General features: G+C 68.6%; 22 protein-coding genes and 3 pseudogenes. 17 read left to right on the top strand and 8 right to left on the bottom strand.

The genetic code is table 11. The annotated features are described in order from the left end of the window. Nucleotides 1–4: 4 nt before the first annotated feature. Nucleotides 5–646 carry a DUF1109 domain-containing protein gene (locus tag A9G05_RS22805; protein ID WP_069563123.1) on the bottom strand — a complete coding sequence of 214 codons (642 nt, stop codon included), beginning with the start codon at nt 644–646 and terminating at the stop codon, nt 5–7. After that, nucleotides 633–1223, bottom strand: a complete 591-nt coding sequence (locus A9G05_RS22810) for a sigma-70 family RNA polymerase sigma factor (RefSeq protein WP_069563124.1) — start codon at nt 1221–1223, stop codon at nt 633–635. The genes A9G05_RS22805 and A9G05_RS22810 overlap by 14 nt, the downstream gene beginning before the upstream one ends. 284 nt (nt 1224–1507) lie before the next feature. Between A9G05_RS22810 and A9G05_RS22815 the strand changes: the two genes are divergently transcribed. From A9G05_RS22815 to A9G05_RS22830, 4 genes are read left to right on the top strand one after another with little or no spacing between them, the layout of a single operon-like run. Next, complete coding sequence (locus A9G05_RS22815; protein ID WP_069563125.1) at nt 1508–1789, top strand: DUF2282 domain-containing protein; 282 nt, start codon at nt 1508–1510, stop codon at nt 1787–1789. Nucleotides 1790–1803: 14 nt separating this feature from the next. Beyond that, nucleotides 1804–2637, top strand: a complete 834-nt coding sequence (locus A9G05_RS22820; RefSeq protein WP_069563126.1) for a DUF692 domain-containing protein — start codon at nt 1804–1806, stop codon at nt 2635–2637. Then, nucleotides 2634–3377: a DNA-binding domain-containing protein gene (locus A9G05_RS22825; protein WP_069563127.1), complete on the top strand. Its 744-nt coding sequence runs from the start codon at nt 2634–2636 to the stop codon at nt 3375–3377. The genes A9G05_RS22820 and A9G05_RS22825 overlap by 4 nt, the downstream gene beginning before the upstream one ends. 12 nt (nt 3378–3389) lie before the next feature. Next, complete coding sequence (locus A9G05_RS22830; protein ID WP_069563128.1) at nt 3390–3842, top strand: DoxX family protein; 453 nt, start codon at nt 3390–3392, stop codon at nt 3840–3842. Nucleotides 3843–4274: 432 nt separating this feature from the next. On the opposite strand, the gene A9G05_RS22835 is transcribed toward A9G05_RS22830, so the two are convergent. Further along, a complete protein-coding gene (locus A9G05_RS22835; RefSeq protein WP_044402440.1) occupies nt 4275–4508 on the bottom strand; it encodes a metal-sensing transcriptional repressor in 234 nt (77 codons plus the stop codon). Between the two features lie 310 nt (nt 4509–4818). Here A9G05_RS22835 and A9G05_RS28570 point away from each other — a divergent pair. The 13 genes and pseudogenes from A9G05_RS28570 to A9G05_RS22895 form a co-directional block, all read left to right on the top strand. Next, nucleotides 4819–5574 (top strand): annotated as a pseudogene (locus A9G05_RS28570) (MCP four helix bundle domain-containing protein); the annotation flags it as partial. 261 nt (nt 5575–5835) lie between these two features. Continuing rightward, nucleotides 5836–6432, top strand: a pseudogene (locus A9G05_RS28575) (methyl-accepting chemotaxis protein); the annotation flags it as partial. Nucleotides 6433–6705: 273 nt separating this feature from the next. Further along, entirely contained in the window at nt 6706–7776 is a 1071-nt protein-coding gene (locus A9G05_RS22845) for an HD-GYP domain-containing protein (RefSeq protein WP_069563129.1), read from the top strand. Nucleotides 7777–7875: 99 nt separating this feature from the next. Continuing rightward, nucleotides 7876–8127: a DUF2790 domain-containing protein gene (locus tag A9G05_RS22850; protein ID WP_069563130.1), complete on the top strand. Its 252-nt coding sequence runs from the start codon at nt 7876–7878 to the stop codon at nt 8125–8127. Between the two features lie 59 nt (nt 8128–8186). Continuing rightward, entirely contained in the window at nt 8187–8945 is a 759-nt protein-coding gene (locus tag A9G05_RS22855) for a sulfite exporter TauE/SafE family protein (RefSeq protein ID WP_069563131.1), read from the top strand. A 534-nt stretch (nt 8946–9479) separates the two neighbouring features. Continuing rightward, entirely contained in the window at nt 9480–9722 is a 243-nt protein-coding gene (locus tag A9G05_RS22860; RefSeq protein WP_044402455.1) for an exodeoxyribonuclease VII small subunit, read from the top strand. Continuing rightward, on the top strand, nt 9719–10606 hold the full coding sequence (gene ispA / locus A9G05_RS22865; protein ID WP_069563132.1) for a (2E,6E)-farnesyl diphosphate synthase: 888 nt from the start codon (nt 9719–9721) through the stop codon (nt 10604–10606). Before A9G05_RS22860 ends, ispA begins: the two co-directional genes overlap by 4 nt. 226 nt (nt 10607–10832) lie before the next feature. Next, entirely contained in the window at nt 10833–11579 is a 747-nt protein-coding gene (locus A9G05_RS22870; protein WP_069563133.1) for an AraC family transcriptional regulator, read from the top strand. Nucleotides 11580–11753: 174 nt separating this feature from the next. Continuing rightward, nucleotides 11754–12824 (top strand): ABC transporter ATP-binding protein, encoded by a 1071-nt coding sequence (locus tag A9G05_RS22875; RefSeq protein WP_069563134.1) that lies wholly within the window; start codon nt 11754–11756, stop codon nt 12822–12824. Beyond that, the gene (locus A9G05_RS22880) at nt 12821–14449 is read left to right on the top strand and encodes an iron ABC transporter permease (RefSeq protein ID WP_069563135.1); all 1629 of its coding nucleotides are present in this window, start codon (nt 12821–12823) and stop codon (nt 14447–14449) included. The genes A9G05_RS22875 and A9G05_RS22880 overlap by 4 nt, the downstream gene beginning before the upstream one ends. Nucleotides 14450–14468: 19 nt before the next feature. Beyond that, nucleotides 14469–15461, top strand: coding sequence for an extracellular solute-binding protein (locus A9G05_RS22885; RefSeq protein ID WP_083272637.1), 993 nt, complete (start codon nt 14469–14471; stop codon nt 15459–15461). Between the two features lie 13 nt (nt 15462–15474). Then, nucleotides 15475–16263, top strand: a complete 789-nt coding sequence (locus A9G05_RS22890) for an inositol monophosphatase family protein (protein ID WP_069563136.1) — start codon at nt 15475–15477, stop codon at nt 16261–16263. 29 nt (nt 16264–16292) lie between these two features. Next, nucleotides 16293–17660, top strand: a complete 1368-nt coding sequence (locus tag A9G05_RS22895; RefSeq protein WP_069563137.1) for an OprD family porin — start codon at nt 16293–16295, stop codon at nt 17658–17660. Nucleotides 17661–17746: 86 nt separating this feature from the next. On the opposite strand, the gene A9G05_RS22900 is transcribed toward A9G05_RS22895, so the two are convergent. From A9G05_RS22900 to A9G05_RS22920, 5 genes and pseudogenes are all read right to left on the bottom strand, one after another. Beyond that, a complete protein-coding gene (locus A9G05_RS22900; RefSeq protein WP_069563138.1) occupies nt 17747–18376 on the bottom strand; it encodes a DUF2931 family protein in 630 nt (209 codons plus the stop codon). After that, entirely contained in the window at nt 18373–18699 is a 327-nt protein-coding gene (locus tag A9G05_RS22905; RefSeq protein WP_069563139.1) for a hypothetical protein, read from the bottom strand. The genes A9G05_RS22900 and A9G05_RS22905 overlap by 4 nt, the downstream gene beginning before the upstream one ends. A 51-nt stretch (nt 18700–18750) precedes the next feature. After that, on the bottom strand, nt 18751–19140 hold the full coding sequence (locus tag A9G05_RS22910) for a DUF2931 family protein (protein WP_256548480.1): 390 nt from the start codon (nt 19138–19140) through the stop codon (nt 18751–18753). A 55-nt stretch (nt 19141–19195) separates the two neighbouring features. Beyond that, nucleotides 19196–19825 carry a DUF2931 family protein gene (locus A9G05_RS22915; RefSeq protein WP_083272639.1) on the bottom strand — a complete coding sequence of 210 codons (630 nt, stop codon included), beginning with the start codon at nt 19823–19825 and terminating at the stop codon, nt 19196–19198. After that, nucleotides 19822–20303, bottom strand: a pseudogene (locus A9G05_RS22920) (DUF2235 domain-containing protein); the annotation flags it as partial. The pseudogene A9G05_RS22920 and the gene A9G05_RS22915, both read right to left, overlap by 4 nt.

Here is a 20303-nt window from a genome sequence, read left to right on the forward strand (position 1 = left end):
CGCCCTACCAGCGCAACAGACGGGGGCCGAGCACGGCCCCCAGCACGGTGGGCAGCAGCATGCCCAGCACGTACCAGACACCCCAGAAGGGCACGCCCATCTCCGGGCAGTGCAGGCTGTAGGCCAGCGCCGACGTGGCGCCCGCCAGCAGACCGGCCGCTGCGCCGGCCTGGCCCAGGCGCACCGGGGCCAAGCCCCGCAGGGCCCACATGATGGCCGCCAGGGTGGGCACCGCCAGCAGGCCGATGTTCAGTGCACAGGTGCGCCAGGTGCGACCCAGCACCAGTTCTGGGCGGGCCTCGGCGGGCACGCCGGCCAGTACCACGGCGCCGCCGACCCACACCAGCACCACCGGCAGCGCCAGCAGGGCCCAGGCCAGCCCGCCCTTCACCCCCGGCCGCGCCAGGCGGCTGCACAGCCACAGGGCCAGCAGCGCGAGGCTGCCTGGCAGAGCCAGCTTGGCCCAGAACAGCGGGGTGCCGGCCACCTCAGCCAGGTCCGGGCGCACACCGTACAGGTGGGTGGTCAGCAGCAGCGCACCGAAGGCCCCGCCCAGCAGGGCCTGGCCAATGCGCCGGGCCAGGGCGTCGCTGTCGACACCCGGGTCGCCGGTAGCCAGGAGGCTGATCAGGTCATCGGTCTTCATTGTTCTGCATTCCTCCAATCAGAGCCGCCAGGACCTTCAGGCCCCGGTGGATGTTCACCTTCACGGCGGAGATGGACTGCCCGGTGAGCCGCGCCGCCTCCTCCACCGACAGGCCGTCCAGCTTGACGTGGACGATGGGCAGGCGCTGCCGGTCGGGCAGTTGCCCAAGCAACCGCCCCAGGTCCCGCCGTGCTTCGGCGGGCTCGCTGTCCTCCACGGCCAGCAGGGTCTGCTCGCTGTCTTCCAGCGGGTCCTGCAGGGCCTCGCGACGGGCGAACGCACGGAAGTGGTCCGCCAGCTTGTAGCGGGCGATGGCATAGACCCAGGCCGTCAGCGGCTGGTCCGCGCGGTAGGTGTGGCGGGCGTTGTGCACCGCCAGCAGCACCTCCTGCAGCAGGTCCTCCACATCGCTCGGGCGGCTGGCCAGGCGATGGCGGAGAAAGCCCCGCAGGTAGCCGACCAGCGCCGAGAGAAAGCCCCGGTAGGCAGCCGCATCACCGGCCATGCCGCGCAGCAGCAAGCCCTGAAGCTCGGCTTCGCGTTGGTCCAGGGTGGCCTGAGAGTCAGTTCGTGACATGGGGGGGTCGGGTTACACCAGGGGTCGGGAAACAGCGCTCGGGGCGACGAACGGCAGGCGAAAACCCGTCGTGACGGCGATTTTTAATACGTTAGGAGGCGTCAGGGCAAATCTCCACACCCGCGCATGTGTGCGCTCACGTGCGCTCCGGGCCCAGCCGGTGCGGTGTTGCCGGGCCTGCAAAAAAAATTTCGAAACCCGTGTAACCGTTTCCGCAAAGCCGACGAACTCTCTCACGAGCCGGCGACGCAGCGTCGCGGCCACCTAACTTTCGGAGAGATTCCATGAAGACCATCGCCCTCACCACTGCCGCCCTCGCCCTGGCCTCCCTTGCCGGCGCCGCCTTCGCCGACGACATGGACGCCAAGCCCACCGGTGCCATGGAGAAATGCTACGGCGTGTCCCTGGCCGGCCAGAACGACTGCAAGGCCGGCGCCGGCACCAGCTGCGCAGGCTCTTCGAAAAAGGACTACCAGGGCGACGCCTGGAAGAATGTCCCCGCCGGCACCTGCACCTCGATCAAGACGCCCCACGGCATGGGCTCGCTGACCCCGATCAAGGGTTGAGCGGAGCGCCGACCATGTCCGTCATTCACCGCCTGGGCGCCGGCCTGGGCCTGAAGCCGGCGCATTTCGCCGAGGCCCTGGCCTGCGAGGCCGAGGGGCTCTGGTACGAGGTGCACCCGGAGAACTACATGGTCGGCGGGCCACGCCTGGCCTGGCTGGAGCGGGTGGCCGAACGCCACCCGCTGTCGCTGCACGGGGTGTCGCTGTCCCTGGCAGCCGATGCCCCGCCAGACCCGGCACACCTGGCACGCCTGCGCGAGCTGGCCGAACGGGTGCGGCCGGTGCTGGTCTCCGAGCACCTGGCCTGGTCCGCCTGGCGCGGCCAGTACCACCCCGACCTGCTGCCCTTCCCCCGCACTCTGGAGGCCCTGGCGCGCATCGCCGACAACATCCAGCGCACCCAGGACGCCCTGGGTCGCCCCATTGCCGTGGAAAACCCCAGCCACTACCTGCGCCTGGACGGCCACGCCTTCGAGGAGATCGACTTCCTCGCCGAGCTGAGCCGGCGCACCGGCTGCGGCCTGCTGCTGGACCTGAACAACGTCCACGTCAGCGCCCACAACCTCGGTTTCGATCCGCTCGCCTATCTGGACCGTTTCCCCGCCGACGCCGTGGTGGAGCTGCACCTGGCCGGCTACAGCGAGGACGCCAACGGCCCGTTGCTGATCGACAGCCACGACGCCCCGATCGACGACGCCGTGTGGGACCTGCATGCCCATCTGGTGCAACGCATCGGCCCGCGCCCGACCCTGATCGAGCGGGACGACAACCTCCCGGCCTTCACCGAGCTGCTGGCCGAACGGGCACGCGCCCAGGCCCAGTTGCAGCGTGCGCGGGAGGCGGCATGAAGCTCGCGCAGTTCCAGGACGCCTTCGTCGACGCACTCTACCAGCGCCCCCACCCCGGGCTGGAAGCGCTCAGCGCCCAGCCGGCGTTCGCCGTCTACCGCAACACCGTGATCAAGGGCTGCGTGGATGCCCTGTGCGACAACTTCCCGGCCGTCCAGCGTCTGGTCGGCGAGGCCTGGATGCGCGCCGCCGCCGCCCACTTCGCCGAGCAGCATCCCCCGCAGGACGCGCGCCTGGTGTTCTACGGCGCCGGCTTCGCCGACTTCCTCGACGGCCTGCCGGTCACCCGTGAGCTGCCCTACCTGGCCCCCGTGGCACGCCTGGAATGGCTCTGGCTGGAGGCGTTCACCGCACCGCTGGAACCGGCCCTGACCCTGGCCGCGCTGACCGGCCACGACCCGGCAGCGCTCGACGCCCTGTGCCTGCGCCCTCGATCCGGCGCGCGCTGGCGCTGGTTCGACGAGCAGCCGATCCACACCCTCTGGCACTGCAGCCGCGAAGGCCAAGCGCTGCCCGAACCCCTGCCGTGGCACGGTGAAGGCGTACTGCTGGTGGCCTCGCCCGAAGGCGTACACAGCCTGGCGCTGAGCCCTGGCGCCTGCACTTTCCTCGACGCCTGCGCCGCCGGCTCGCCCCTGGGCGAAGCCGCTGCCCAGGCCCTGGCCCGCGAGCCCTCGCTGGACTTCACCACACTGCTGGGCCGACTGATGGCCCTCGGCACTTTCACCCCCCTCGATTGAAACGGAGCCCCCATGGCCATCACCCTCCCCGCCCAACCGTCACGCTGGAACCGCCTGGCCGACGGCCTGCAGCGCCTGCTGCCGGATGCCCTTCTCTATTTGCTGGCGCGCCTGGGGATCGCCTCGATCTTCCTCCTCTCCGGTCGCACCAAGGTGGACGGGCTGCTGACCATCACCCCCGGCACCTACGAGCTGTTCCGCAGCGAGTACGCCCTGCCGCTGCTGCCGCCGGAGCTGGCGGCGCACCTGGCCACCTACGCCGAACACCTGTTCCCGCTGCTGCTGGTACTGGGCCTGGCCACACGCCTGTCGGCCCTGGCCCTGTTGGGCATGACGGTGGTGATCCAGGTGTTCGTCTACCCGGACGCCTGGTCCACCCACCTGTCGTGGGCGGCCCTGCTGCTGGTGCTGGTGGGACGCGGCGCGGGCGCCTGGTCCCTGGACCGGCGCCTGGGCCTGCGTTGATATGCGCCTCTAAAAACTGCCTCGTTTCTTGTAGCTGCTGTTGTGGCTCTTCCCTCCTCAATCCATCTCTCTGCTTGGAGAGGATGAGCAGTTTGTGAGCGCACACTGCGCTGTTGCCAAGCACCGGATGGTGGGGCGGGGACAGTGCCCCTTCAGGAGGCTGAGCGGAATCGTTGTGAAACGCAGCGAAGCGGAGTAACAGCCGAAGGCTGGCCCGAAGGGCGAGCGAAGCGAGTCAAGGGGCTGAGCGACATGGATGTCGCGAGAGCGCTGTCGGGCCATGGATGGCCCGTCGAGTGGGCGGCATTCCGACGACTGAAAAAAGAAACTCGCCAGGCAAGGCGAAACAGGTGATATCCACAGAACTCAATAAACGGCTTGGCGCCGCAGAACAGTACCGGGACATTGCCTTTAGGGCCGCCTGAAAGGGCGTCAGGTGTACTTGGTGAAAATGGCACGAACCCGCGCCAGGGTGGCCTCGGCATCCTGGCCGGATTCGGCGAAGGCCTCTTCCAGCAGGCAGGCCAGCATCTCCTGGTAGGCCTTGTCGAGTGCCTTGCGGGCGGCGCTGAACTGCACCGCGATGGTCTCGCATTCCTCGCCCCGGCGGATCATTGCCTGCAAGCCACGGACCTGCCCCTCGACACGGGCAAGGCGGTTGAGCATGGCTTCCTGGGGCGTGGTGTCTCGCTTTCGGCTCACGGTGGGCGTCCATCAAGGCTGGAGGGGGGGTATCACGGCCACCGAGGCGGCAGACGTGGGGCCGATGTTAGCGCTGCCCAGCCTCGGCAACCAGCACCCCGCGCACGCCATTCGGCGGACAACACCCTCGCAGCACGGCACTTCCCAAGGCCCATACCCGGCCGGGTATCGAACTCACCGCGTGCGACCGGATTCGCCAGTTTCGGAAACCTCGGCTTAAGTGTGTAGACCAACCGCCGATAGCCCAGTTGTCAGCCGCCGGGAGCCTTGCAGCATGTCCATTCGCAATTACCGCGTCTCTACGCGGATCAGTGCTGGTTTCGCCATGGTCGTCCTTCTGCTGGTTGCAGTCGGAGCAGGCTCCCTATGGCTGATGCGGCAAATGAACACCATGGCGGAGGAAGTTAAGTTTAATTGGCTTCCCAGCATCGTGGCGCTGGAGGCAATGGGCACGGCCACCATGCAGATGCGCAACGCCACCCTGCGGGCCGGCATCGGCTTCAATGAGGAGTTGCGGCGCGCCGCCCTGGCGGAGCGCGAGAACCTGAGCAAGGCCGAGGCTACCTACAGCCCGCTGATCTCCAGCGCCGAAGAGCAGGCGACCTTTGAACGCTTCGTTGCGGCTCGCAAGGCCTATCAGGAGAGCCAGGAGACGCTTCTCGAGCACTTGGCTGCAGGCCGCAACGAAGAAGCCACGCGCCTCATCAACGAGGTGCTCAATGGCCACGGTGCGACCCTGACAGAAACGCTGCATAAGCTGGTCAGCATCAACCGTGAGGGGGCGAATCATGCCTCCAGCGCCAGCAGCCGGGCCTATCACGAGGCCGTTTCCCTGGTGCTGGTGATCCTCGGCTGCTCACTGGTGATGGCCATCGTGCTGGCGGTGGTGCTCTCGCGCAGCGTGGTACGCCCGCTGGCCGAGGCGGTGGGTGTCGCCCAGACCGTCGCCGCTGGCGACCTGACCCGGCCGATCCCCGTCGAAGGCCGCGATGAGGCCACCCAACTGATGGAAGCCCTGCGCGCCATGCAGGACAGCCTGCGCCGCACCATCAGCCACATCACCGATTCCTCCGCCCAGCTCGCCTCGGCCTCCGAGGAGCTGCACGCGGTGACCGAGGATTCCACCCGCGGCCTGCAGCAGCAGAACCACGAGATCGAACAGGCCGCCACCGCCTGCAACGAAATGAGCGCCGCGGTGGACGGCGTCGCCCACAACGCCTCCATCACCCTCGATGCCTCGCGCCAGGCCGACACCGCCGCCCGCGAGGGCAGCCGGCAGATGACCGAAACCGTGCACGCCATCAGCGCCCTGGCCAGCGAGGTGAACACCAGCGCCGAGCGGGTCGGCAACCTCGCCCAGCAGATGCAGAACGTCGGCAAGGTGCTGGACGTGATCCGCGCCATCGCCGAGCAGACCAATCTGCTGGCCCTCAACGCCGCCATCGAGGCCGCCCGCGCCGGCGAGCAGGGCCGCGGCTTCGCCGTGGTGGCCGATGAAGTGCGCCTGCTGGCCCAGCGCACCCAGGAATCCACCCTGGAGATCGAGCAGATGGTCAGCCGCCTGCAACAGGAAGCCTCCGGCTCGGTGCAGACCATGCAGGACAGCACCGAACTGGCCCGCGACACTGCCCAACTGGCCGAACGCGCCAACCAGAGCCTGCAGGAAATCTCCCGCACCATCGCCGCCATCAACGAGCAGAACGTGATGATCGCCAGCGCAGCCGAAGAGCAGGCCGCCGTGGCCCGCGAGGTGGACCGCAGCCTGGTCAACATCCGCGACCTTTCCGCCCAGACCGCCTCCGGCGCCCAGCAGACCAGCGCCTCCAGCCAGGACCTGTCGCGCCTGGCGGTCGACCTCAGCCGCGTGGTGTCGTCGTTCCGTCTCTAGCCACGTAGCCATTCATCGGAAACCTCCCCAACAACGGCCCGCCTCGCGGGCCTGCCGGGGCGTGGGTGATCGCAGCACCCACGCGGCCAGAGCCATCAAATGGCCATCATTCGGCATGTACACGGCGAAACGGTGGCGAGATGGCGGCGGAATTTCCGCCTATACCTTCTGTACGCCAGTCCCGGGCACGACCAAGGTCTACCAGACCACACCGCCGGCCGGCGGGATGATCAGCCGGCTGAGCCCCGATTCGAAGGGCCGTGGAGCAACCTGATGTTTTCCGAGATCCCCACCGAAGCCCGGATCGTCATCGTCGACGACGTGGCCCACAACCTGAAGTTGCTGGAATGCAGCCTGAAGGCCTTCAAGCTGCGCAACCTCGTGTGCTTCTCCGACTCTGCCGAGGCCCTGAACTGGCTGCAGCGCGAACCCTGGGACCTGCTCCTGCTGGACCTGGACATGCCCCAGCCCGACGGCTTCGCCATCCTCGAAGCCCTGGCCAACCGCGACCGGGCGCGCACCCCGGTGATCATCCTCACTGCCCTGAGCGACCCGGAGAACCGCCGCCGGGGCCTGGAACTTGGAGCCAACGACTACGTCACCAAACCCCTGGACCTGCCCGAGCTGCTGCTGCGCATCCGCAACTGCCTGCACCTGGCCGAGGCCACCGAACGCCTGCAGCACCTCAACGAGCACCTCGAACAGGAAGTACGCGAGCGCACCGAACAGCTCAACGAAAGCTACCGCGCCGCCATTCGCGGGCTCAGCCGGGCCGCCAGCTACCGCGACGACGAGACCGGCGAGCACATCCTGCGTATCGGCCACTCCGCTGCCCTGCTGGCCCGCAGCATCGGTATGCCGGAACACTGGTGCGAAACCATCCGCCTCGCCGCCCCCATGCACGACCTGGGCAAGATCGGCATCCCCGACCACATCCTCCTCAAGCCCGGCGCCCTCACCGAGGACGAGCGCCGCACGATGATGCAGCACCCCGACATCGGCTACGCCATCCTCCACGACGAGCGCGGCACGCTGCTGATCGACATGGCCGCCGACATCGCCTACGGCCACCACGAGAAGTGGGACGGCAGCGGCTACCCGCGCGGCCTGGCCGGGGAGGACATCCCCCTGGCAGCGCGGATCGCCGCCATCTGCGACGTCTACGACGCCCTGCGTTCCCCCCGCCCCTACAAGCAGGCCTGGGACCTCGAGCGCGCCCAGGCCTACATCCTCGAGCAATCCGGCAGGCACTTCGAACCGCGCCTGGTGGAGGCCATGCGCGACTGCTTCGAGCAGATCGAAGCCGAACGCCAGCAGGAGCGGCAGGACCTCTCACCGCCGTGATTGTTACGCCCTGCGGAAAAGCCCTTTCTCCGCCATCGGCTTTTTCCGCAGCGGCGCACGGGTTCTCATGGCGGCCTGTTCCACAGCCTGAAGCTCCCCATGCGCAACCACCACACCTTGCTCATCGGCGCCCTGCTCGCCGGCCTCGCCACCAGCGCCCTCGCCGACACCCCGCAACCCGTCCCGTACACCTACGGCATGGACCTCGACATCGCCAAGGTGCTCAGCATCGAGGAGCCCCACCCGCTCGCCTGCCAACGGGTGGAAGCGACCATGACCTACCTCGATACCCACGGGCAGACCCGCGCCGTCACCTACACCAAGCAGTCCGACGCCTGCCTCGCCGAATGACCCGGTGCTTTGCCCCGGGCCGCCCAGGTGCGTAAGCTCGCGCCTTTTTGCGGGGCCCCATGACGCTTGCCGACTGCTTCCTCCTGCTGCTCGCCGGTTTCGCCGCTGGCGGCATGAACGCCCTCGCCGGGGGCGGCACCTTCTTCTCCTTCCCCGCCCTCATGGCCACCGGCCTGCCGCCGGTCACCGCCAACGCTACCAACGCCGTCGCCCTCTGGCCCGCCAGCCTGGCCGCCAGCTGGGCCGCCCGCGAGCAATTGCGCCCGCTGGGGCGCTACGTCGTCCCATTGGTGTTGCTCTCGGTGCTGGGGGGCGTGGCCGGCGGGCTGCTCCTGCTGGCCGGCGGCGATGCGGTGTTCCGCCGGCTGATCCCCTGGCTGCTGGCCGCCGCCACCCTGCTGTTCGCCGCCAGCCCCTGGCTGAGCCGCTGGGTGAACCGCCACCGCAGCGCCGAGGGTCTGCCGCCCCACGGCCTTGGCGGCGGCCTGGCCCACGCCCTGGTGGCCGTCTACGGCGGCTACTTCGGCGCCGGCATGGGCATCCTGCAACTGGCCGCCTTCTCCATCGAAGGGCACCCGCTGCTGCGCGCCAACGCCCTGAAGAACCTGCTCTCCAGCACCATCTACAGCACCGCCGTGGTCACCTTCGTCCTCGCCGGCCGGGTCAGTTGGGCCGAACTGGCCGTCCTGCTGGCCGCCGCCAGCGCAGGCGGCTACGCCGGCGGCGCCCTGGCCAAACGCCTGCCCACCGCCTGGCTGCGCGCCTGGGTCATCGCCGTCGGCACCGGGATGACTGCCTACTACTTCCTCAATCCTTGAAAACCGGCGTTGCGTGACCGCTGAGCCGAGTAGGCGATGCCCCTCAGATCGTGCACGACGCGCACACGGTGATCGTCCCAGGCAATAGAAGGTGGGGCAGGGAAACGGCCCCTTCAGGAGGCCGAGCGCAGTCGTTGCGCAGGGGGACGAGCGGCATGGATGCCGCGAGAGGCGCGCCAGGCCATGGATGGCCCATCGCGCCGGCCCCCGTAGCGGCGACGGAGCGAGGGAAGTCCCGCGCAGCGGGACCCGGATGGCGGGGCGAGCCTTTTTGGTTTCTTTTTTGTGGGCGGCATTCCGACGATTGAAAAAAGAAACTCGCCAGGCAAGGCGAAACAGGCGACATAAGCAAAGCTCGATAACCAACCTGGCGTTGAGACACCGCTTTCGGGCAGCGCCATGGTGAAGGCACCGGCACCTACCACAACACCGTCCCTAAGCCACGAAACCACCCCGCTACGACCACCGTCGATTGCCCGCAAGGCCGCGCCTCTGCTAGTGTCCGCCCGTTCTGAAATCCCCCGAGACCCCTCCATGGCCCGCAAGAAAGCCACCCCCGACTTCGAACAGTCACTCGCCGACCTGCAAGCGCTGGTCGAACGCCTGGAAAGCGGCGAACTCTCGCTCGAAGACTCGCTGAGCGCCTTCGAGCAGGGCATCCGCCTGACCCGGGAATGCCAGGGCGCCCTGAGCCAGGCCGAACAGAAGGTGCAGATGCTGCTGGAGCGCGACGGCGAGCTGGAGGAAGCCCCCTTCGACGCGGACGAGCCGGCATGATCGCCGCCTACCAGTCCCGCTGCCAGGCGCGTGTCGACGCCGCCCTGGAAACCCTCTTCGACGCCCCCTCCAACGAGCTGGACCGCCTCTACCAGGCCATGCGCTACAGCGTCACCAACGGCGGCAAGCGCGTCCGCCCGTTGCTGGTCTACGCCGCCTGCGAGGCCCTCGGCGGCGACCTCGCCCAGGCCGACGGCGCCGCCTGCGCGGTGGAGCTGATCCACGCCTATTCCCTGGTCCACGACGACCTGCCGGCCATGGACGACGACGACCTGCGCCGGGGCAAGCCCACCACCCACAAGGCCTTCGACGAAGCCTGCGCCATCCTCGCCGGCGACGGCCTTCAGGCGCTGGCCTTCGAAGTGCTGGCCGACCGTCGGCGCAACCCGCAGGACGGCGACACCCGCCTGGCCATGATCACCGCCCTGGCCCAGGCCTCCGGCCCCGCCGGCATGGTCGGCGGCCAGGCCATCGACCTCGGCTCCGTGGGCATCCGTCTCGACCAGGCCGCCCTGGAGACCATGCACCGGCACAAGACCGGCGCCCTCATCGAAGCCAGCGTGCGCCTGGGCGCCCTGGCCAGCGGCCGTGCCGACGACACCCTGCTGCGTGCCCTGCAGGTCTACGCCCGCGCCGTGGGCCTGGCCTTCCAGGTGCAGGACGACATCCTCGACGTGGAAAGCGACACCGCCACCCTCGGCAAGACCCAGGGCAAGGACCAGGCCGCCGACAAGCCCACCTACCCCGCCCTGCTCGGCCTCGACGCCGCCAAGGACTACGCCCTGGAGCTGCGCGACCAGGCCCTGCACGCCCTGCGCCCCCTGGGCGAGGCCGCCGAGCCGCTGCGCGCCCTGGCCCGCTACATCGTCGAACGCCGCAGCTGACCCGGCGCCCCGCACGCACGGAGCGGGGCCTGGCCCGGCAGGAAATGGCGACTGACCCACCGGTCACCTTCTCCCCCGTGAATACGCAATTGCGCGCCCCTCCCCGGGGCGCCCGGCCTCTGGCGTCCGTCGAACGGGCCGGGCTAGGTTCTTCGCCCAAGGCCGCCCGGGATCGGCGGCCGACGGGTCGAACCCTTCCCGACAGCCAGCCTCCGGCGTATGCACGATGCAGCTCGAATGCCTTTCACACGCCCCGGACCTGCCCAGCCTGCTGCGCTGCCTGGAGCAGGTCGCGCCGCTGCTGGACGCGATGCCGGACGTGGTGTTCTTCGTCAAGGACCTGGACGCCCGCTACGTGCTGGTCAACCAGACCCTCGCCCAGCGCTGCGGCTTCAGGGACAAGGCGCCGCTGCTGGGGCGAACCGCCGAGGACGTGTTCCCGCGCCGCTTCGGCCACCTCTACACCGAGCAGGACCGCCAGGTGCTGGAGGCCGGCGACCAGCTCAGCGACCAGTTGGAACTGCACCTCTACCCCGGCCGCAAACCCGGCTGGTGCCTGACCCACAAGCTGCCCCTGCGCGACCCGGCGCAGCGGGTCATCGGCATGGCCGGCATCTCCTACGACCTGCAGGCGCCACAGTCCAGCCACCCGGCCTTCCAGCGCCTGGCGGCAGTGGACGCCCACATCCGCGAGCACTTCGCCGAGCCCATCAGCCTCGATGACCTCACCGCCATCGCCGGGCTCTCCACCTCCCAGCTCGGCCGGCTGTGCAAACGCATCTTCCAGCTCAGCCCCCGGCAGATGATCCACAAGGCACGCCTGGGTGCCGCCACCCAGCTACTGGCCGGCGAGTTACCCATCACCGAGATCGCCTACCGCTGCGGCTATGCCGACCACAGCGCTTTCAGCCGCCAGTTCAAGGCCCTCACCGGGCTCTCCCCGAGCCAGTACCGCGAGCGCTGCCGCGCCTGAAGCGAGCCACCGGGCTGTGCCGAACCGCGCACCACAACCGGGCGAATCGATCAAGCCACCCGCCCGCGCCCCGTTCACAGTAGGCCCATCCACGGGGTGCCACGACGCCCCGGGGCGGGCCGTCTGGCACCGCCCCCGCGCCAACAAGAACAAACACGCGAACGGAGAAATGCGATGTCATCCATCAGCATCAGCCAGCTGGAGGTCAGCTACGGCAGCGGGATCAAGGTCATCGACGGCCTCGACCTGCACATCCCCGACGGCAGCTTCTTCACCCTGCTCGGCCCCAGCGGCTGCGGCAAGACCACCCTGCTGCGGGTGATCGCCGGCTTCATCCGCCCCAGCGGCGGGCGCCTGGCCTTCGGCGACGTCGACATGACCCAGGTCCCCGCCCACCGGCGCGGCATCGGCATGGTCTTCCAGGACTACGCCCTGTTCCCCGACAAGACCGTGTTCGACAACGTCGCCTACGGCCTGCGCGCCCGCCGGACCGACGCGGCGACCCTGCGCCGCACGGTGGGCGAATACCTGGAGCGGGTCGGCATGAGCGGCTTCGCCGAGCGCCACCCCGCCGCCCTCTCCGGAGGCCAGCGGCAGCGGGTGGCCCTGGCCCGCGCCCTGGCCATCGAGCCCGAGGTGCTGCTGATGGACGAGCCGCTGTCCAACCTCGACGCCCAGTTGCGCTTGCAGATCCGCGCCGCCATCGCCGACCTGCAGCGGGAGATCGGCATCACCACCGTCTTCGTCACCCACGACCAGGAAGAGGCCCTGGCCCTCTCCGACTGCATCGCCCTGATGCGCAAGGGCCGCATCGAGCAACTGGGCAGCCCCCAGGCCATCTACCAGTCCCCCGCCAGCACCTACGCCGCCGACTTCATCGGCTCGGCCAACCTGCTGGCCGCGCGGGTGCTGGAGCAGGCCGGCGCCGACGGCATCCGCGTGCTGGTGGCCGGCCAGCCCCTGCAGGCCCGCGCCGAGGCCACGCTGCCCGAGCCCGAGGTGCACCTGGTGGCGCGGCCGGAAAACATCCGCCTGCGCCCCGCCGGGCAGACCGCCGGCAACTGCCTGGCCGGCCAGGTGCGGCGCAAGCAGTACCTGGGCAACCGCACCAGCTACCGCATCGAACTGGCCGACGCCCAGCAGCTCAACGTCGACCGCTTCGGCGCCGACGGCGACGGCTTCCACGAAGGCCAGCCGGTGAGCCTGGAGTTCGACCCCGCACAGCTCCGGGTGGTGGCCCAATGAACCGGCGCCTGCCCTCCCCCTGGCTGCTCCTCGCCCTGTTCGCCCTGGGGCTGTTGCTGGTGTTCCTGCTCTGGCCCCTGGCCAACCTGCTGCACGGCAGCGTGGCCGGTGCCGGCGACGGCTGGGCCCAGTTCCTGGACGACCCGCGCTACCTGCGCGCCCTCGGCAACACCCTGCTGCTGGGCGCCCTGGTGACCGGCTGCGCCAGCGTGCTTGGAGTCTCCCTGGCCTATGTCACCGCGCGCTTCGACTTCCCCGGCAAGGCGCTGGTGGCGGTGCTGCCGGTGTGCACCCTGGTGGTCCCGGAGGTGATCGTCAGCCAGACCTGGCTGATGATCCTTGGCAACAACGGCCTGCTCACCCGCGCCCTGGAGGACCACCTCGGCCTCGCCCTGCCCAGCTTCTACGGCTGGCCCGGCCTGGTGCTGGTGATGAGCCTGGTCTACTACACCTACATCTACCTCGGCACCCTGGCTGCCATCCGCGGCTTCGACGCCCAACTGGAAGAGGCCGCCCAGAGCCTCGGCGTGCCGCCGGCCAAGGCGCGCCTGCAGGTGATGCTGCCGGTGGTACTGCCCGCCGTACTGGCCTCCGGGCTGCTGGTGTACACCCTGGTGGTGGGCAACTTCGCCATCGCCACCCTGCTGGGCGGCAAGGTGCAGTTGCTCTCGGTGCTCACCTACCTGAGCTTCGTCTCCGAGATGGGCACCAACGCCGGCCTGCAGAGCGCCCTGGCCACCCTGTCCATCGCCATCGTCGCCGGGGTGCTGTTCCTCCAGCGCTGGCTGGTGGGGCGCAAGCGCTACGAGATCGTCCAGGGCCGCAGCGCCCCGGCCCGGCGCCTGCGTGGGGTACGCGGCGCGCTGCTGGGCGCGGCCACGGCGCTGTTCATCCTGCTCTCCTCGCTGCCGTTGCTGACGGTGCTGGCCAGCGCCTTCACCCGCGCGCGGGGGCCGGTGATGCACTGGGGCCAGTTCTCCCTGGAGAACCTGGAGCGGGTCCTGCTGCGCAGCCCGGAGCCCATCCTCAACACCCTGGCCTACGGCGCCCTGGCGACCCTGGTGGGCATCCTGCTCAGCGTGGTCATCAGCTACCTGGTGATCAAGAAGAAGAACCTGCTCACCCCGGCCATCGACTACCTCGCCATGCTGCCCCTGGCCATGTCCGGCACGGTGCTCGGCATCGGCCTGGTGATGACCTTCAACAGCGGCCCGCTGGCCCTCAGCGGCACGGCGGCGATCATCGTCGTCGCCTTCGTCATCCGCCGTTTCCCCTTCGGCGTGCGCAGCGCCTCGGCCACCCTCTACAACATCCCCGACTCCATCGAGGAGGCCTCCATCAGCCTCGGCGTGCCACCGCTGCGCTCCTTCTTCAAGGTGGTGCTGCCGCTGATGGCGCCCGCCGTCGCCGCCGCGGCGGTGCTCACCTGGACCACCATCGTCGCCGAGCTGAGCGCCTCGCTGGTGGTGTACTCGGCCGGCCGCGAGACCATCACCATCCAGGTCTTCCGCCTGGTGGAAACCGGCCTCCAGGGCCAGGCAGCGGCCTACGGGCTGGTGCTGGTCCTGCTCACCCTGGTCCCGGTGGTCATCGCCACCCGGGTGTTCCGCATCAAGGTCTTCTGAACCGCACCAAGGAGTCGCCATGAACGCCACCTGGAAGCACCGGCTGCCCGCCCTGCTGGCCGCCCTCGCCCTCAACCTGCTGCAACCCGCCCTCGCCCGCGAGCAGGCGGTGCTCTACACCACCAACAACGACTCGGCGGTGCAGGCCCTGCTGGACAGCGGCCAGCGCCTCGACCCGGGCCTGAAGATAGGCGTGGTCAACGGCTCCAGCGCCGCCCTGCTCAAGCGCATCGAGGCCGAGGGCCAGGCGGCTCGGGCCGACGTGTTCTGGAGTTCGCAGCCCAACACCCTGGGCGCCTTCACCGCGCTCTACGCGCCCTACCGCTCGCCCCAGGCCCAGGCCATCCCCGAGGCGCAGCAGCACCCGCAGCAGCTGTGGAGCACCGCCAACATCCAGGTGGTGGTGATGATGGTGAACCGCAAGCAGCTCGGCGGGCTCAAGGAGCCCACCCAGTGGCGCGACCTGCTGGACCCGGCCTGGAAGGGGCGGATCATCGTCGGCGACCCCACCGCCACCTCCACCGCCTACACCGCACTCTGGGGCCTGCGCCAACTGCTGGGCGAGGACGACTTCCGCCGCCTGGCCGCCAACCTGGTGGTCTCGCGCAACTCCAGCGCCGTGCTCAACCAGGTGGCTCAGGGTGAATACGCCGTCGGCCTGACCTTCGAGGGCAACGCCTACGCCTATGTCGCCGGTGGCCAGCGGGAGATCCGCCTGGTCTACCCGGCCGACGGCACCTTCGTCACCGAAGAGGCCCTGGTGCTGGTGAAGAACGGCCCCAACCCCGAAGCCGGTAAGCGCCTCTACGACCTGCTGCTGAGCCGCGACACCCAGGTCGCCCTGCTGGAGCAGGCCTACCGCCGACCGAGTCGTAGCGACATCGAGGTCAGCGCCCACGTCGAGCTGCCGGAGCTGAAGGACATCGCCGTCTTCCCCACCGACGAGCAGGCCGCCATCGCCGACCGCGACGCCTTCCTCAGCGCCTGGAAAGGCCTCGACAAAGCCCTCTGACACGGAGCCGGACATGACCGCCCACCCCCACTGCGCCACTGCCGAACACCTCGCCGACCTTGCCCGCGCCCGCCTGCAGGCCCACTGGCAGACCGCCCTGGAGGACGGCCAGCCCTTCGAGGACAAGGACGACGCCAGCCCCGTCACCGCCATCGACCGCGCCATCGAGCACGAGCTGCGCGAGGCCATCGCCCACCACACCCCCAGCTTCGGCGTGGTGGGCGAGGAGTACCCCGACCACCAGCGCGACGCCGAATTCAGTTGGGTGCTCGACCCCATCGACGGCACCAAGGCCTTCATCGCCGGGGTCCCGGTGTACGGCACGCTGATCGCCCTGTGCCGCGACGGGCGCCCGGTGCTGGGGGTGGTCGACCTGCCCATCGCCGGCCTGCGCTGGGTCGGCGTGGAAGGCCAGCCTACCCGCCTCAACGGCCAGCCGGTGCGCACCCGCCCCTGCGCCGAGCTGGCCCGCGCGCTGCTGGCCAGCAGCAACCCGGAAAGCCTGCCGGACACCCACCTGGCGGCCTTCGCCCGGCTGCGCGACGCCACCCGCTGGCGTCTCTACGGCGCCGCCTGCAGCGCCTACGCCAACCTCGCCCGGGGGCGCATCGACCTGGTGGCCGACGGCGGCGGCATGGCGCCGGTGGACTACTGCGCCCTGGTGCCGGTCATCGAAGGCGCCGGCGGGGTGATCAGCGACTGGCAGGGCCGCCCGCTCGGCCTTGGCTCCGGCAGCAGCGTGCTGGCCGCCGGCGATCCCCAGCTGCACCGCCAGGCCCTGGAGCGCCTGCACCAGGCCTGAACCGCCCACGATCACAAGGAGGACACGCCATGACCGCCATCCATCCCCGCATCCCCCTCGCCCTGTCACTGGCCCTCGCCGTGGGCCTGGCCGAGGCGGACGGCTTCATCGACGACAGCCACGCCACCCTGTCGCTGCGCAACTTCTACTTCAACCAGGACAACCGCGACGGCCACGCCGGCCAGACCGAGGAATGGGGCCAGGGTCTGCGCCTGGACTACCAGTCCGGCTACACCGAAGGCACGGTGGGCGTCGGCCTCGACGCCATCGGCCTGCTCGGCCTCCGTCTGGACGGTGGCGGCCGCGCCGGCAAGGCCGACCAGGCCCGCACCCCCAGCGCCCTGTTCCCCCTGGAGCACGACGGCCGCGCCCGCGACGAATACAGCAGCCTCGGGCTCACCGCCAAGCTGAGGGTCGGCGCCAGCGAGGCGCGGGTCGGCACCCTGATCCCGCGCCTGCCGGTGATCAAGGCCAACGACGGGCGCCTGCTGCCGCAGACCTTCGAAGGCGCCCAGCTGACGGTGCGCGAGTTCGACGACCTCACCCTGCTGGCCGGCCGCCTGCGCCAGGCCAAGGGGCGCGCCCAGAGCCACCGCGACGACCTTTCCATCAACGGCGCCAACAGCCCGCGCAAGCCCGGCAACGCCGTCAGCGCGGCGCCGGCCCGCTACAGCGACGCCTTCGACTTCCTCGGCCTGGACTACCAGGTCAGCCAGCAGTTGCAGGTGCAGTACTACCTGGGCCAACTGGAGGACTTCTATCGCCAGCACTTCCTCGGCCTCAACCACGAACAGGCGCTGCCCCTGGGCACGCTGAAGACCGACCTGCGCCACTTCGACACCCGCGCCAGCGGCCGCAACGCCAGCCACAGCGGCCGCGCCGAGGGCTACACCGCCGCCGGCTACTACGGCCCCGGCAACGGCGAGAGCGGCGCCCATCGCGGCCGGGTGGACAATCGCGCCTGGAGCGCCCTGTTCAGTTGGAGCCTCGGCGCCCACACCCTCGGCGCCGGCTACCAGCGCCTGAGCGGCGACAGCCACTTCATCCAGCCCAACCAAGGCAACGGCAGCGACGTCTACCTCATCACCGACCGCCAGTTGAACAGCTTCGCCCGCGCCGGCGAACGCACCTGGCTGGCCCAGTACGGGGTGGACTTCGGCACCTGGGGGCTGCCGGGGCTGACCAGCAACATCGCCTACCTCAAGGGCAGCGGCATCCGCTCCGAACGCGGCCACCTGCAGGAGTGGGAACGGGACTTCACCCTGGCCTACGTGGTGCAGGCCGGGCCGGCCAAGGGCCTGGGCATCACCTGGCGCAACGCCAGCCTGCGCAGCCAGGCCAGCACCGACGTCGACCAGAACCGGGTCTTCCTCACCTACAGCCTGGCGTTGTTCTGATGGCCGGACTACACCGCGACAGCACAGCCGCTCAGGGGCAGGAGCAGCAGGGCAACGATCAGTCGTAAGGTCATTCCGGGTAGCCCTCACCAGGAGTCGTAGGGAATGCCGTGCTGTTCGATGTAGGCCTTGCTCGCAGGCTCCAGCTCGGGCCAGGCGTATTTCCCGCCCGTCTGCCCCTGACTTGGCCCCTTGCGTTCGACTACCCCAACGAAACGGCCGATTTCCTTTCCTTTGAGACAAGGCCCTCCCACCCAGACCTTGACGATGCCCCCAGGTGCGAGACCAATGGATATGTCATGGCGGAAACGGGTCACTTCCTGGGTGGAATGTACGCAGACCGTACGCTGTGGCTTGACCATCTCGTCCCGTACCCATTGCGGAATAGTGATGCGCAACTTGTAGACCTGGGGTTCCACCAGGGATTGCCAGCGCACGAAGATAAGGTTGGGCAGGTCCACGTTGTTGATGGGCATCATCTTGCCGCCACCTTCCCACCAACCCTCGGTTCGATTGTTGTAGGCCGCTACGCCACCGTGTACGTCTTCAAACGCCAGGTTTCGACGGTCGACCACGTCCACGCTTTCTACCCAGACCTCCATATGGCGGGGTGCGCCCAGCCCGATGTACCAGGTGGGATAGGGGAGCTTAGGGCCGCCACTCGCGCAGCCGCTCAGAGGCAGCAGCAGGAGGGCGATCAATAGGCGCAATCTCATTCCGGGTAACCCTCTTGAGGTCGTTGGTTGTAGGCCAGCCGTTGGTTGGCCGGTTTGTTGAGCAGCAGGCCGGCGGTTGGCACCCAGTGGGCGGAGGTATGGATATAGCGGCCCAGCAGGTAACGCTCTTCCTCGTGAGTCAGGCGATTGCTGGTACCCCGCGCATAGGCGAGCAGCTTTTCAGCGATGGGGGCGAGGTCATCGGGCAGTTGGAATGCTGCTTCGGCGGGTAACGCTTTCAGCGGTACTTCGAACTTCACGGCCGCCTCATGCATGGCCTGCAGGGCCACCTTGGACAGGTCACCGTAGACCGTGCGTGCCATGCCACGGCGACTCCCCAGGCTTGCCATGGCATAGGCGGGCGGGCTGCGGTTTCACCAGGAGTCATACGGAATGCCGTGCTGCTCGATATAGGCTCGCGCGGCTTCGCTTGGCTTCAGGGTGAAGTGTCCTCCTCGGTACCCTTTGTGCGTGCCCCTGGGTTCGACTACCGCAATGAAACGGCCAACCTCTTTGGCTTTGAGGCAGGGCCCTCCCACCCAGACCTTGGCGATGCCCCCTGGAGCCAGGCCAATGGAGATGTCTTTGCGGTATTGGATCTCCTCCTCGGTGGAATGGACGCAAACCGTGCGCAGGGGCTTGACCATCTCGTCCCGTACCCACTGCGGGATAGTGATGCGCAACTTGTAGACCTGGGGCTCCACCAGGGATTGCCAGCGCACGAAGATGATATTGGGCAGGTCGCCATAGAGCGTGCGGTCCATGGCCACGGCCCCCCCTTCAGGCTTGGCGGGCTGGCTGCGACCGAGGGGAAATGTCTTACCAGGAGTCATACGGAATCCCGTGCTGCTCGATATAGGCTCGCGCGGCTTCGCTTGGCTTCAGGGTGAAGCGTCCCCCCCGGTATCCTTTGTGCGTACCCCTGGGTTCGACTACCCCAACGAAACGGCCGACCTCTTTGGCTTTTAGGCAGGGCCCCATAAGCCAAACCTTGGCAACTCCCCCAGGCGCCAGACCAATTGAGATGGCTTTGCGGTACTGGGTTTCCTCCTCGGTGGACTGGACACAGATCGTGCGCTGTGGCTTGACCATCTCCTCCCGCACCCATTCCGGAATGTTGATGCGCACGTTGTAGACCTGGGGCTCCACCAGGGATTGCCAGCGCACGAAGATGATATTGGGCAGGTCGACGTTGTTGATAGGTTTCATTTTGCCGCCACCTTCCCACCAACCTTCTGTCCGGTTGTTGTAGGCCACTACACCACTGTGCACACGCTCGAAGGCCAGGTTTCGACGATCAACCACGTCCACGCTTTCCACCCGGGCTTCCATATAGTGAGGTGCGCCGAGCCCGATGTACCAGGTGGGATAGGGCAGCCGCGGAGCATTGCTGGCACAGCCGTTCAGGGGCAGGAGCAGCAGAAGGGCAACGATCAGTCGCAAGGTCATTCCGGGTAACCCTCTTGAGGTCGTTGGTTGTAGGCCAGCCGTTGATTGGCCGGTTTGTTGAGCAGCAGGCCGACGGTTGGCACCCAGTGGGCGGAGGTGTGGATGTAGCGGCCCAGCAGGTTGCGTTCTTCTTCCAAGGTCAGGCGACTGCTAGCACCACGGGCATAGGCGAGCAGCTTGTCAGCAATGGGGGCAAGGTCCTCCGGCAGATTGAAACGCGAGTCGCTGTCATCAATCGGTTCGAAAGGCACCTCGTGATTCAGGGCCGCCTCATGCATGGCCCGCAGCGCCACTTTCGACAGGTCGCCGTAGACCGTGCGATCCATGGCCACGGCGACCATCCAGCGCTCGCTGGGTACCATGCCCCGTTCATGCTTGGGCTGAGCCGCGCGCCAGGCGATGGGGCTCAGCTCGCCGCTGCCTGGCAGGCCACGGCCCATGAGGCAGTCGGCTTCCTTCAAGGCCCGTTGCCAGGCCG

This window comes from Pseudomonas sp. ENNP23 (assembly GCF_001728945.1).
GTDB classification, from domain to species: domain Bacteria; phylum Pseudomonadota; class Gammaproteobacteria; order Pseudomonadales; family Pseudomonadaceae; genus Metapseudomonas; species Metapseudomonas otitidis.

Bases quoted from the DNA above. Each gene is read 5' to 3' on its own strand.
- A9G05_RS22805 (WP_069563123.1), bottom strand. From the start codon at position 646: ATGAAGACCGATGACCTGATCAGCCTCCTGGCTACCGGCGACCCGGGT.
- A9G05_RS22810 (WP_069563124.1), bottom strand. From the start codon at position 1,223: ATGTCACGAACTGACTCTCAGGCCACCCTGGACCAACGCGAAGCCGAG.
- A9G05_RS22815 (WP_069563125.1), top strand. From the start codon at position 1,508: ATGAAGACCATCGCCCTCACCACTGCCGCCCTCGCCCTGGCCTCCCTT.
- A9G05_RS22820 (WP_069563126.1), top strand. From the start codon at position 1,804: ATGTCCGTCATTCACCGCCTGGGCGCCGGCCTGGGCCTGAAGCCGGCG.
- A9G05_RS22825 (WP_069563127.1), top strand. From the start codon at position 2,634: ATGAAGCTCGCGCAGTTCCAGGACGCCTTCGTCGACGCACTCTACCAG.
- A9G05_RS22830 (WP_069563128.1), top strand. From the start codon at position 3,390: ATGGCCATCACCCTCCCCGCCCAACCGTCACGCTGGAACCGCCTGGCC.
- A9G05_RS22835 (WP_044402440.1), bottom strand. From the start codon at position 4,508: ATGCTCAACCGCCTTGCCCGTGTCGAGGGGCAGGTCCGTGGCTTGCAG.
- A9G05_RS22845 (WP_069563129.1), top strand. From the start codon at position 6,706: ATGTTTTCCGAGATCCCCACCGAAGCCCGGATCGTCATCGTCGACGAC.
- A9G05_RS22850 (WP_069563130.1), top strand. From the start codon at position 7,876: ATGCGCAACCACCACACCTTGCTCATCGGCGCCCTGCTCGCCGGCCTC.
- A9G05_RS22855 (WP_069563131.1), top strand. From the start codon at position 8,187: ATGACGCTTGCCGACTGCTTCCTCCTGCTGCTCGCCGGTTTCGCCGCT.
- A9G05_RS22860 (WP_044402455.1), top strand. From the start codon at position 9,480: ATGGCCCGCAAGAAAGCCACCCCCGACTTCGAACAGTCACTCGCCGAC.
- ispA (WP_069563132.1), top strand. From the start codon at position 9,719: ATGATCGCCGCCTACCAGTCCCGCTGCCAGGCGCGTGTCGACGCCGCC.
- A9G05_RS22870 (WP_069563133.1), top strand. From the start codon at position 10,833: ATGCAGCTCGAATGCCTTTCACACGCCCCGGACCTGCCCAGCCTGCTG.
- A9G05_RS22875 (WP_069563134.1), top strand. From the start codon at position 11,754: ATGTCATCCATCAGCATCAGCCAGCTGGAGGTCAGCTACGGCAGCGGG.
- A9G05_RS22880 (WP_069563135.1), top strand. From the start codon at position 12,821: ATGAACCGGCGCCTGCCCTCCCCCTGGCTGCTCCTCGCCCTGTTCGCC.
- A9G05_RS22885 (WP_083272637.1), top strand. From the start codon at position 14,469: ATGAACGCCACCTGGAAGCACCGGCTGCCCGCCCTGCTGGCCGCCCTC.
- A9G05_RS22890 (WP_069563136.1), top strand. From the start codon at position 15,475: ATGACCGCCCACCCCCACTGCGCCACTGCCGAACACCTCGCCGACCTT.
- A9G05_RS22895 (WP_069563137.1), top strand. From the start codon at position 16,293: ATGACCGCCATCCATCCCCGCATCCCCCTCGCCCTGTCACTGGCCCTC.
- A9G05_RS22900 (WP_069563138.1), bottom strand. From the start codon at position 18,376: ATGAGATTGCGCCTATTGATCGCCCTCCTGCTGCTGCCTCTGAGCGGC.
- A9G05_RS22905 (WP_069563139.1), bottom strand. From the start codon at position 18,699: ATGGCACGCACGGTCTACGGTGACCTGTCCAAGGTGGCCCTGCAGGCC.
- A9G05_RS22910 (WP_256548480.1), bottom strand. From the start codon at position 19,140: ATGGACCGCACGCTCTATGGCGACCTGCCCAATATCATCTTCGTGCGC.
- A9G05_RS22915 (WP_083272639.1), bottom strand. From the start codon at position 19,825: ATGACCTTGCGACTGATCGTTGCCCTTCTGCTGCTCCTGCCCCTGAAC.